The sequence below is a fragment of the Hydrogenophaga sp. L76 genome (genome assembly GCF_057654755.1).
The window spans coordinates 583867-595150 of sequence record NZ_CM172807.1; the positions used below are offsets into that span (position 1 = coordinate 583867).

An 11284-nucleotide genomic window follows, 5' to 3' on the forward strand; every position below is an offset into this window, starting at 1 on the left:
CGTCCCCGCTTCTCCGCGAGGACGGCCCGATGGCCGTCAAGCGAATCCGTTCGCTCAGAACTTCAGGCTGGCGGTCACCTGCAGCGTCCGCCCTGCACCCGGGATGTAGTGCGCGGGGTAGAGCTGGTCGGCGTAGAGCTTGTCGGCGATGTTGGACAGGTTGGCCTTGAGCGTCAGGCGGTCGAAGTCGAACTTGTATTCGGCCATCAGGTCGGCCGTCACGTAAGACGGCACCGTCCAGGCGACACGGGTCGGCGACTGTTTGCCACGGAAGTTCAGGCCGGCACCGAGGCGCAGCTTGGGCGTGAACTGGTAGGTGGTCCACACCGTTCCGCTGTGCTCGGGCGTGAGCGAAGGGCGGTCGCCCGGGCGCTCGCCAGCGGCGCCTTGTGAACACTGACCTGTGGTCGGGCAGGGGGCCGCCCGATCCACCTTGGCCACGGGCAACCACATGTAGGAGCCGAAGACTTCCCACCTGGAGGTCAGGCGCCCCACGATGTCGGCCTCGAATCCCGCCACGTGGCGTTCACCCGACAGCGTCACGACCGGGCGATCCGGATCGGTGTTGCGCTCGTTGTACTTGGTCGAGCGGAAGACCGCCAGGCGCGTGGAGAAGCGCTTGTCGGCCGAATCCAGCCTGGCACCGAGTTCGATGTTGCGGCTCTTTTCCGGCGGGGTGTCCACGTTGCTGGCACCCAGCGAATAAGCGTCGCCCGAGGTGTTGAAGGACTGTCCAACCGAGAAGTGGTACGACTGCTGTGGCGTGGGCTGGAACAGCACCCCGGCGCGCGGGCTCCATTCCGAGACCTCCATGCGGTAGCGTTCGGTGCTCGCCGGGCCGGCGGCATTCTGCGGCAGGCTGAAGCTGTCGTAGTCGCCCGTCAGGTTGTCGTAGCGCAGGCCGGTCACCACTTTCCAGGCCGGTGCCACTTGAACGGTGTCCTGCACATAGGCGCCCCAGCCCTGCGCGGTGTACTGGTTGTTCACGCGCAGCACGCGGGACGATTCGTCCACCCAGGCGCCGTCGTTGGGCGTTCCGACGCGGGTGGCGGGCTTGGTGATGTCAACGCCACCCTGGGCGCGGGAGCGCGCAGCGTAGACGGTGCGTTCTTCGCGAGAGAAGTCCACGCCGGCCAGCAGGTCGTGCTGGACACCCAGTGCTTCGAATTTGCCCGAGTAGTCGCTCTGGAACTGGGCCGTGTCCATGTCCTGGATTTTCAGGTGGTTGCCACGCGTCAGAACCGTGTTGGGACCGAAGTTCTCCAGCGAGTTGGCGCTGGGGCATTGCGGGTTGGTCACGGCGCCGGTCTGCTGGTTCACACCACGGCTGCACAGGCGGATGGCGCCGGAGCGCTGGTCGCGCTCGAACTGGCCCACACGAATCTGGGTCCTGAGTTCACTGTCGCGGCTGAAGCGGTGGGTGTGCGAGGCGCCGACGATGGTGGCGCTGCTGTCGTTGTAGTCGCTGGCCGCGCCGTAGTAGGTGTCGGCATCCAGCGGCAACAACACGCGGTCGCTGGAGCCTGCGGTGGGCGCGATGAACGGCATGCCGTAGTTGATGCCGTTGTTGTTGTCCAGGTGGTACAGGTTGACCTGGAATTCGTTGCGCTCACCGATGCCGTTGCGCCAGGCCAGCGCAGCGCCGCGTTTGTCGAGGCTGGCACCGCTGCCGTTGTTGTCGGCCTTGGTGGCCATGGCGTTGATGCGCAGCGCGGCACTTTCGCCGGTCTGGATGTTGAAGTCACCGGTGGCGCGCACGTATTGGTGGTTGCCCAGCGTGAGATCGACCTGGTGCTCGTCGATCAGGCGCGGGTTCTTGCTGACCTGGTTGACGGCGCCTCCGGTGGAGCCACGGCCAAACATCATGGACGCCGAGCCACGCAGCACTTCCATGCGGTCGAGGTTGAAGGTGTCGCGGTCGTAGATCGCCGGGTCGCGCATGCCGTCGATGAACAGGTCGCCGGTGGCTTGCAGGGCGAAACCGCGCAGGCGGATGTCTTCCTCGCCGCCTTCGGCCGCCAGGAAGGTGATGCCGGCGGTGTTCTTGAGGGCTTCCTTGACGGTGTCCAGGTTGCGGTCGTCGATCAGTTTTTCGGTGACCACGGTGACCGACTGGGGGATGTCACGCAGCCGCTGCTGGCCTTTGCCGATGCGGGTCTCGGTGGCGCGCAGCGCGTCTTTGCCTTCCGGTGCTTCGGCCTGTTCGCGCACCACCACGGTGGGCAAGGTCTTTTCTGCGCCAGCTGGCGCGGTCTGGGCCATGGCGTTCAGGGAGCCGGCCAGCAGCATGGCACCCAGCGGGAGCATCACGCCGGTGGGTGCAGAGGTGGAGGAACGGGGCAGGGCGCGCTGAACGCTGCGCAGGGATTTTTTGCGTTGGGACATGGAAGCATCGGTCGAACGGGTTGTCGGCTGGCTTCAACGCATTGCGCTGTGGCTGGCTGGAAACACAATGTTATTGCAAACACGAACGATTCGCAATAAAGTTTATCAGGATGGCCACCCCAACCCGATTTTTGTAGCACCGGCCCAACATGGGGTGGAGCTGCCCGGCCGGCATCACCTGTGGGTGCGCGGGCGACCCGTCATGCTGCTGCGCAACAAAAGCTATCGATCCAATGTAAACTATCAATGCGACTTCGTGATAGTTGTCGTCTATGATTCAACCCATCGCGATACCCGTCGCGACCTGATCACCGTTTGTTTCAACTCCAACTTAGGAAATACCATGTCCCTGATCAACACCCAAGTCCAGCCCTTCAAGACCCAGGCCTTCCACAATGGCAAGTTCATCGAAGTCTCCGACGAAAGCCTGAAGGGCAAGTGGTCCGTGCTGATCTTCATGCCGGCCGCTTTCACCTTCAACTGCCCGACCGAAGTGGAAGACGCCGCCGACAACTACGCCGAATTCCAGAAGGCCGGTGCCGAGGTCTACATCGTCACGACCGACACGCACTTCTCGCACAAGGTGTGGCACGAGACCAGCCCTGCCGTGGGCAAAGCCCAGTTCCCGCTGGTGGGCGACCCGACCCACACCCTGACCAACGCGTTCGGCGTGCACATCCCTGAAGAAGGCCTGGCCCTGCGCGGCACCTTCGTGATCAATCCCGACGGCATCATCAAGACCGCCGAGATCCACTCCAACGAAATCGCCCGCGACGTCAAGGAAACCCTGCGCAAGCTCAAGGCCGCCCAGTACACCGCCGCCAACCCCGGCCAGGTGTGCCCGGCCAAGTGGAACGAAGGCGCCAAGACGATCGCTCCTTCGCTGGAACTCGTGGGCAAGATCTAAGCCCTCCTGCGCCGCGCCTTGCGGCGCGTCTTCCCCCCAGGGGGACAACGCTGGCGGCCCGGCAAAGCCGGTTCCGCGGCGTTCTGGGTGAACTGCCTTGCGATCCTCCAAGCTTGCAGTTGTCTCCCTTTCTCTTCTGGCAGTACCGCTGCCTCATGGGCTTCCGTCACAAGCGGTTGGCCCATGCACCAGCGGCATTGGTTCCGCACATCCCTCATCTTATTTTTCAGGAGTCCACCATGCTTGACGCCACCCTCAAATCCCAGCTCCAGCAGTACCTTGGCATGTTGCGCCAGCCGATCCGGCTGATCGCTTCGCTCGACGACAGCGCCACCGGTGTGGAGATGCGCAGCCTGCTGGACGACATCGTTTCGCTGTCGGACAAGGTCACGCTGGACACCTCGGGCGACGATGCACGCAAGCCTTCGTTCGTGGTGGCGCGTGAGGGCGAAACCCAGGGGGTGCGCTTCGCCGGTCTGCCACTGGGCCACGAGTTCACTTCGCTGGTGCTGGCACTGCTGTGGACCGGCGGTCATCCGCCCAAGGTGGAGGCCGATGTGATCGAGTCGATCAAAGCATTGGATGGCGACTTCAGCTTCGAGGTCTACATGTCCCTGACCTGCCACAACTGCCCGGACGTGGTGCAGGCGCTGTCGCTGATGGCGATCTTCAACCCCAGGGTCAAGACCGTGGTGATCGAAGGTGGTGCTTTCCAGCAGGAAGTGGCCGAGCGCGAAATCATGGCCGTGCCCATGGTGTTCCTGAACGGCCAGGTGTTTGGTTCCGGCCGCATGACGGTGGAAGAAATCGTGGCCAAGCTCGACACCAACTCGGGTGACCGCGAAGCCGCCAAGCTCAACGCCAAGGACCCGTTCGACGTGCTGATCGTCGGCGGCGGCCCGGCCGGCGCGGCAGCGGCCGTGTACGCCGCCCGCAAGGGCATCCGCGTGGGTGTGGCGGCCGAGCGTTTCGGTGGCCAGGTCAACGACACCATGGCGATCGAAAACTACATCTCCGTGCTGGAGACCGACGGCCCCAAGTTCGCTGCGGCGCTGGAAGCCCAGGTGCGCCACTACGAGGTGGACATCATGAACCTGCAGCGCGCCGACAAGCTGATTCCCGCTGAAGAGCCGGGCGGTCTGGTGCGGGTGCAGATGGCCAATGGCGGCGTGCTCCAGGCGCGCAGCGTGATCGTCTCTACCGGCGCTCGCTGGCGCAATGTCAACGTGCCCGGCGAGCAGGAGTACAAGAACAAGGGTGTGGCCTACTGCCCGCACTGCGACGGCCCGCTGTTCAAGGGCAAGCGCACGGCGGTCATTGGTGGTGGCAACTCCGGCGTGGAAGCCGCCATCGACCTCGCCGGCATCGTGGCGCACGTGACCCTGGTCGAGTTCGCCGACCAGCTCAAGGCCGACGCCGTGCTGGTGAGCAAGCTGAAAAGCCTGCCCAACGTGACGATCCACGTGAACGCGCAGACCACCGAGATCACGGGTGCCGATGGCAAGGTCAATGGCCTGAAATACAAGGACCGCGCGACCAACGAGGAACACCTGGTGCCGCTGGAAGGTGTGTTCGTGCAGATCGGCCTGGTGCCCAACACAGAGTTTCTCAAGGGCACGATTGAACTGAGCCGCTTCGGCGAGATCGTGGTCGACGCCAAGGGCCACACCAACGTGCCGGGCGTGTTCGCTGCGGGTGACTGCACCACCGTGCCCTACAAGCAGATCGTGATCGCCGCGGGCGAGGGCGCCAAGGCCGCGCTCAGCGCCTTTGATCACCTGATCCGCCAGCCGGTGGTGGCCGCTGCCTCCGAGGCCGTGGCAGCCTGAACGAACCTCAGGCTTCTGACGAAAAAAAGCCACCGGGGCAACCCGGTGGCTTTTTTGTTGGGTGCGGACCGAGGTCCGCATTTTTCGTGGTTCAGTGACCCGAAGCGCCGGAAGCCCCGATGCCCGTTTCCGAGCGAACCTGCTGGGCCAGGAAGCCCGCGCGGTCCACCTTGGCACGGGCGCTGTTGTCCAGGATGGAGAACAGCCAGATGCCCACGAAGCCGATCGTCATCGAGAACAGGGCCGGCGAGGTGTAGGGGAACAGGGCCGAACCTTTGGGGTTGCCCAGCGTGGCTTCCCAGACCGAGGGCGACACGATGGTCAAGCCCACGGAGGAGATCAGCCCCAGGAAGCCACCGATCACGGCACCCTTGGTGGTGCAGTCTTTCCACAACACGCTCATGAACAGCACCGGGAAGTTGGCCGAGGCCGCGATCGCGAAGGCCAGCGACACCATGAAGGCGATGTTCTGCTTCTCGAAGGCGATGCCGAGCACCACCGCCACGATGCCGAGGCAGATCGTGGTGATCTTCGACACGCGCAGTTCGGATGCCGAATCGGCCTTGCCTTTCTTGACCACGGTGGCGTAGATGTCGTGCGACACGGCCGAAGCACCCGACAGCGTCAGGCCCGCCACCACCGCGAGGATGGTGGCGAAGGCCACGGCCGAGATGAAGCCCAGGAACACGTTGCCACCCACCGCATTGGCCAGGTGGATGGCTGCCATGTTGTTGCCGCCAAGCAGGGCACCTTTGGCATCAAGGAAGTCGGGGTTGATCAGCACGAAGGTGATGGCACCGAAACCGATGATGAAGGTCAGCAGGTAGAAGTAGCCGATCCAGCCGGTGGCCCACATCACCGACTTGCGGGCTTCCTTGGCCGAAGGCACGGTGAAGAAGCGCATCAGGATGTGCGGCAGGCCGGCGGTACCGAACATCAGGGCCATGCCGAAGCTGATGGCTGAGATCGGGTCCTTCACGAAGTTGCCCGGGCCCATGATCGACTGACCGGCGGCCGTGGCGGCCTCGGCGATCTTGCCGTCCTTCAGCGCCAGATCGGTCTTGATCTGCACCGCGCCGGCGAACATGGCTTCGGGGCTGAAGCCAAAGTGCAGCAGCACCATGAAGGCCATGAACGATGCGCCACCCAGCAGCAGGCAGGCCTTGATGATCTGCACCCAGGTGGTGGCCGTCATGCCGCCGAACAGCACGTAGACCATCATCAGTGCGCCGACGATGATCACGGCGATGTAGTACTCCAGGCCAAACAGCAGCTTGATGAGCTGGCCGGCGCCGACCATCTGCGCGATCAGGTAGAACGCCACCACGACCAGCGTGCCCGAGGCCGCAAAGACGCGGACCGGGGTCTGGTTGAAGCGGAACGCGGCCACGTCGGCGAAGGTGAACTTGCCCAGGTTGCGCAGGCGCTCGGCCATCAGGAAGGTGATCACGGGCCAGCCGACCAGGAAGCCGATGGAATAGATCAGGCCGTCAAAACCACTGGCCATCACGGCCGCGGAAATGCCGAGGAACGAGGCGGCCGACATGTAGTCGCCGGCGATCGCCAGACCGTTCTGGAAGCCGGTGATGCCACCGCCAGCGGTGTAGAAGTCCGAGGCCGACTTGGTCTTGGCAGCGGCCCATTTGGTGATGAACAGCGTGAACACCACGAACATCGCGAACATGGTGATCGCCGTCCAGTTGGTGGGCTGTTTCTCGGCCTGACCGAGGTCTGCGCCCGCTGCCCAGGCGGCAAACGACACACCGAAGAGCGCCAGCAGCGTCAGCACGCGACGCAGGGAATTTTGAGCGGGCATCATTTGTACGCAGCCTTGATCACTTCGTTGGAGAGGTCATCGAACTCGGTGTTGGCGCGTTTGACGTAGATGGCGGTGATGACGATGGTGAAGAGGATCACGCCGAAGCCGACGGGGATGCCCATCGTCATGACGCCGTCACCCAGCTTCTGCGAGAGGAACTCCTTGTTGAAGGCGACCAGCAGGATGAAGCCGTAGTACACGACCATCATGGCCAATGTGAGCCACCAGCCAAAACGGGATCGTTTGGCCTTGAGTTCCTGGTATTGGGGGTTTTTCAGAATCCGTTGAATGACGGTGTCGTCCATGTGGTGACCTGTGTCGTGATTGGTTGAAAACCCACGATAGGTCAATGGTCTTACCTGGTACTTACCCCAATGCACACCATGCAGCGTGAAGCGATGTGCCGGTCATTTACTAGGACATACCCTTGGTTTCCCGGAAGGATGTGGTTACAGCAATTTAGCTGTAAGGAACCGCTTCCACAGTCCGCCCCGTAATGCCGGAAACCGCAAGGCAAACGGCATGCAAAACGTGGCGGCTCACCCCCGCTGAAATCGCAAAAGCATCACTACGAGGAGATGACTTTCATGACAAGTGACAACAACGCAAAGGCCTACTGGTCGGCCACCCTGGGTCTGCTGACCAAGGTGCTGATCATCTGGTTCCTGGTCTCATACGGCGCAGGCATCCTGTTCGCCAGCGCCCTCAACAGCATCCATCTGGGTGGCTATCCGGTCGGGTTCTGGTTCGCCCAGCAGGGGTCCATCTATGTGTTCATCGCGCTCATCTTCTGGTACGCCTACCAGATGGGCAAGATCGACCGCAAGTTCGGCATGCAAGAAGACTGATCAAGGAAGACCACCATGGAACTCCAAACCACCATCTACATTTTCGTCGGGCTGAGCTTCGCGCTCTACCTCGGCATCGCCTTCTGGGCACGCGCGGGCAGCACGTCCGAGTTCTACGTTGCCGGCGGCGGGGTCCACCCCGTCACCAACGGCATGGCCACGGCCGCTGACTGGATGTCGGCCGCGTCCTTCATCTCCATGGCCGGCCTGATCTCCAACATGGGCTACGGCGGCGCCGTGTTCCTGATGGGCTGGACCGGCGGCTACGTGCTGCTGGCCATGTTGCTGGCGCCGTACCTGCGCAAGTTCGGCAAGTTCACCGTGCCCGAGTTCATCGGCGACCGCTTCTACTCGAAGGCCGCCCGCAACGTCGCTGTGCTGTGTCTGCTGATCGCATCGCTGACCTACATCATTGGCCAGATGACCGGCGTGGGCGTGACCTTCGCGCGCTTCCTGGGCGTGTCCAGCGAGCAGGGCATCTACATCGGTATGGCGATCGTGTTCGCCTACGCCGTGTTCGGTGGCATGAAGGGCATCACCTACACCCAGGTGGCCCAGTACATCGTGCTGATCTGCGCGTACCTGGTGCCGGCGTTCTTCATCTCCCTGAACCTGACAGGCAACTTCCTGCCGCAGCTGGGCCTGGGCTCCAGCATGTCCGGTACCGACGTGTCGCTGCTGTCCAAGCTCGACCAGGTGGTGACCGATCTGGGCTTTGGCCAGTACACCACGACCAGCGCCGGTTCGATGCTGAACATGTTCTTCTACACCGTGTCGCTGATGATCGGTACCGCGGGCCTGCCCCACGTGATCGTTCGCTTCTTCACCGTGCCGAAGGTGGCTGACGCCCGTTCGTCGGCTGGCTGGGCGCTGGTTTTCATCGCCCTGCTGTACACCACGGCGCCTGCCGTGGGCGCCATGGCCAAGCTGAACCTGCATGGCACCGTCAATTCCGCTGTGGGCCTGACCCAGACGGCTGAGGGCATCCAGGTGAATGCTGACGCCGTGAAAGCCAATGGCGACCTGTACGCCACCGAAGCCAGCCTGGTCTACGAGCAGCGTCCTGACTGGATGAAGCGCTGGGAAAAGACCGGCCTGCTGAAGTGGGAAGACAAGAATGCCGACGGCCGTATCCAGTACTACAACGACGCGACCAAGAATGAAGTCGCCAAAGGCAAGGCCGAAGCCGCTGGCTGGAAGGGCAACGAGCTGACCGTGAACGCCGACATCATCGTGCTGGCCAACCCGGAAATCGCGTTGTTGCCCAACTGGGTGATCGCTCTGGTGGCTGCCGGTGGTCTGGCTGCTGCGCTGTCGACCGCTGCCGGTCTGCTGCTGGCCATCTCCTCGGCCATCTCCCACGACCTGATCAAGGGCGCCATCAAGCCCGATATCAGCGAAAAGGGTGAACTCATGGCTGGCAAGATCGCCATGGCCGTGGCCATCTTCGTGGCCGGCTGGCTGGGTCTGAACCCTCCGGGCTTCGCGGCCGGTACCGTGGCCTTGGCCTTCGGTATCGCGGCTTCCACGATCTTCCCGGCTCTGATGATGGGTATTTTCAGCCGCACCGTGACCGACAAGGGCGCCATCGCCGGCATGCTGGCGGGCCTGTTCGTGACCCTGTTCTATGTGTTCGCTCACAAGGGCCTGTTCTTCATCAAGGGCACCGACTACGTTGACATGGTCGGCGGCGTCAACGGCTTCTTCACCATCACCCCCGAAGCCTTCGGTACCGTGGGTGCGATCGTGAACTTCGCTGTGGCCTACCTGGTGAGCAAGATGGGTGCTCCGGTGCCCAGGCACATCCAGGAGCTGGTGGAGTCGGTGCGCGTGCCCAAAGGCGCGGGCGTTGCCACCGGTCACTGAGATCGACTGAAAACCACCCGCCTAGCCTCGGTCTGGCGGGTGTGTGAATCAAGACCCCGTGGGCTTGCCGACGGGGTCTTTTTCTTGGAGGACAATCCGGCCTGTCGCTGTTTTGTCACCAGGTTTGTTGTGCGCAGACCGTCTTCCCGGCGCTTTGCGCAGAGCACACCCGCTCCCCGTATCAACAAGGACTTCCCGGATGAATCTGCCGAGTGTTTTCATATTCAACTGGATATTTCTGCTGGCCCTGTTTCCCGTGGCCTTTTTCTGGCTGCGCCGCGCCTGGCGCATCCTGGTGAAGAACGACTTCTCCGAGGTGGCACTGAAAAAAGGCCTGCCGCCGCCCAACGCCGAGAAGTACGCGCCCTATGAAATGGCGATCAACATGATTGGCGGCGTGGTGATCGTGGTCCTGCTCGTGGCCGTGCTGGGTTTTCAGGCGCTGGCATCGGAAGACTGGGTGGCCGTCGCGGGCGTCACGCTGTGGGTGAAACTGTTCGCCTCGTTTGCCCTGGGTCGCCAGGCCCACGGCCTCGGCCCGGCCAAGAAGAAGCCCGCCGCTGGCAAATAGGGGCGGTGTCCCCGCCACGCACCCGCGTGCGTGGCGGGGGCTCAATAGCTGAGCTGTTCGGGCCGGATTTCCTGCAGGATGGTGGTGGCGATTTCTTCGATCGACTTCGTCGTTGTCGAGAGCCAGCGGATGCCTTCCCGGCGCATCATGCCTTCGGCCTCACCCACCTCCATGCGGCAGTTTTCCAGGCTGGCATAACGCGAGTTCGGCCGCCGCTCGTTGCGGATCTCGGACAGGCGTTCCGGGGCGATCGTCAGGCCGAAGATCTTCTTGCGGTGCGGCACCAATGCCGGCGGCAATTTGCGGCGCTCGAAGTCTTCCGGGATCAGCGGGTAGTTGGATGCCTTCAGGCCGTGCTGCATGGCCAGGTAGAGCGAGGTCGGTGTCTTGCCGCTGCGGCTCACGCCGACCAGGATCACGTCCGAACCGGCCAGGTCGCGGTGGCTCTGGCCGTCGTCGTGCATGAGCGAGAAGTTGATCGCTTCGATGCGATCGTGGTATTCCTTGCTCTTGGATACGTCCGAAAAGCGCCCCACGCGGTGGTTGGACTTGATGCCCAGCTCGGCCTCCAGCGGCTCCACAAAGGTGCCAAACATGTCGAGCATCATGCCGGTGCAGTGTTCCTTGAACACCTGCAGGACTTCCATGTTGACCACCGTGGTGAAGACCAGGGGGCGCCGGCCTTCGACCACGGCGGTGTGGTTGATCTGGCGCACCGCCTGGTGGGCCTTGTCCACACTGTCAAGAAAAGGCAAGCGCACCCGTCGCACCTGGGCTTCGAACTGGGCCAGGATGGCGTTGCCGAAGGTTTCGGCGGTGATGCCGGTGCCATCGGAAACGAAAAAGACGGTTCTGTTGGGCATGAAGCGGTCCCGGGCTGGATGGTTGCAAAAATATTCAGGCGGTGCTCCCGCGGTTTTCACGCCGCAGGGCGGCGGTGTGCCGTCTGAAACGGGCTGGCGCCCTACAATCGCGGGTTCGGGCCCCGGTCATTATCCCGGTTCCGGCCCGCCAGATTTCAGCCCCGTTGCCCGGTGCAAGACCCACAACAGAACCACA

Annotated in this window: 9 protein-coding genes; 5 read left to right on the top strand and 4 right to left on the bottom strand. The window is 63.0% G+C overall.

Features of this window, described 5'->3' with window-relative positions; genetic code table 11:
- Positions 1–54: 54 nt before the first annotated feature.
- Positions 55–2385, bottom strand: coding sequence for a TonB-dependent receptor (locus AC23D4_RS02745; protein WP_472887246.1), 2331 nt, complete (start codon positions 2383–2385; stop codon positions 55–57).
- A gap of 343 nt (positions 2386–2728) precedes the next feature.
- Between AC23D4_RS02745 and ahpC the strand changes: the two genes are divergently transcribed.
- Complete coding sequence (ahpC, locus tag AC23D4_RS02750; protein WP_177139734.1) at positions 2729–3292, top strand: alkyl hydroperoxide reductase subunit C; 564 nt, start codon at positions 2729–2731, stop codon at positions 3290–3292.
- A 239-nt stretch (positions 3293–3531) separates the two neighbouring features.
- On the top strand, positions 3532–5121 hold the full coding sequence (gene ahpF / locus AC23D4_RS02755) for an alkyl hydroperoxide reductase subunit F (RefSeq protein WP_472887245.1): 1590 nt from the start codon (positions 3532–3534) through the stop codon (positions 5119–5121).
- 91 nt (positions 5122–5212) lie between these two features.
- Here ahpF and AC23D4_RS02760 read toward each other — a convergent pair whose 3' ends face one another.
- Both AC23D4_RS02760 and AC23D4_RS02765 read right to left on the bottom strand, forming a co-directional pair.
- On the bottom strand, positions 5213–6937 hold the full coding sequence (locus AC23D4_RS02760) for a cation acetate symporter (RefSeq protein ID WP_472887374.1): 1725 nt from the start codon (positions 6935–6937) through the stop codon (positions 5213–5215).
- The gene (locus AC23D4_RS02765) at positions 6937–7245 is read right to left on the bottom strand and encodes a DUF485 domain-containing protein (RefSeq protein WP_472887244.1); all 309 of its coding nucleotides are present in this window, start codon (positions 7243–7245) and stop codon (positions 6937–6939) included. Before AC23D4_RS02765 ends, AC23D4_RS02760 begins: the two co-directional genes overlap by 1 nt.
- Positions 7246–7527: 282 nt before the next feature.
- Here AC23D4_RS02765 and AC23D4_RS02770 point away from each other — a divergent pair, with 282 nt between their 5' ends.
- From AC23D4_RS02770 to AC23D4_RS02780, 3 genes are all read left to right on the top strand, one after another.
- Positions 7528–7788: a DUF4212 domain-containing protein gene (locus AC23D4_RS02770; RefSeq protein WP_472887243.1), complete on the top strand. Its 261-nt coding sequence runs from the start codon at positions 7528–7530 to the stop codon at positions 7786–7788.
- A 15-nt stretch (positions 7789–7803) separates the two neighbouring features.
- Positions 7804–9654 carry a sodium:solute symporter family protein gene (locus tag AC23D4_RS02775; RefSeq protein WP_472887242.1) on the top strand — a complete coding sequence of 617 codons (1851 nt, stop codon included), beginning with the start codon at positions 7804–7806 and terminating at the stop codon, positions 9652–9654.
- 199 nt (positions 9655–9853) lie between these two features.
- Complete coding sequence (locus AC23D4_RS02780; protein ID WP_472887241.1) at positions 9854–10225, top strand: hypothetical protein; 372 nt, start codon at positions 9854–9856, stop codon at positions 10223–10225.
- A gap of 41 nt (positions 10226–10266) precedes the next feature.
- Here the strand turns inward: AC23D4_RS02780 and ppsR are convergent, their stop codons facing one another.
- Positions 10267–11088, bottom strand: coding sequence for a posphoenolpyruvate synthetase regulatory kinase/phosphorylase PpsR (gene ppsR, locus AC23D4_RS02785; protein WP_472887240.1), 822 nt, complete (start codon positions 11086–11088; stop codon positions 10267–10269).
- Between the last annotated feature and the right edge of the window lie 196 nt (positions 11089–11284).

Bases quoted from the DNA above. Each gene is read 5' to 3' on its own strand.
- ahpF (WP_472887245.1), top strand. From the start codon at position 3,532: ATGCTTGACGCCACCCTCAAATCCCAGCTCCAGCAGTACCTTGGCATG.
- AC23D4_RS02780 (WP_472887241.1), top strand. From the start codon at position 9,854: ATGAATCTGCCGAGTGTTTTCATATTCAACTGGATATTTCTGCTGGCC.
- AC23D4_RS02770 (WP_472887243.1), top strand. From the start codon at position 7,528: ATGACAAGTGACAACAACGCAAAGGCCTACTGGTCGGCCACCCTGGGT.
- AC23D4_RS02745 (WP_472887246.1), bottom strand. From the start codon at position 2,385: ATGTCCCAACGCAAAAAATCCCTGCGCAGCGTTCAGCGCGCCCTGCCC.
- AC23D4_RS02760 (WP_472887374.1), bottom strand. From the start codon at position 6,937: ATGCCCGCTCAAAATTCCCTGCGTCGCGTGCTGACGCTGCTGGCGCTC.
- AC23D4_RS02765 (WP_472887244.1), bottom strand. From the start codon at position 7,245: ATGGACGACACCGTCATTCAACGGATTCTGAAAAACCCCCAATACCAG.
- AC23D4_RS02775 (WP_472887242.1), top strand. From the start codon at position 7,804: ATGGAACTCCAAACCACCATCTACATTTTCGTCGGGCTGAGCTTCGCG.
- ahpC (WP_177139734.1), top strand. From the start codon at position 2,729: ATGTCCCTGATCAACACCCAAGTCCAGCCCTTCAAGACCCAGGCCTTC.
- ppsR (WP_472887240.1), bottom strand. From the start codon at position 11,088: ATGCCCAACAGAACCGTCTTTTTCGTTTCCGATGGCACCGGCATCACC.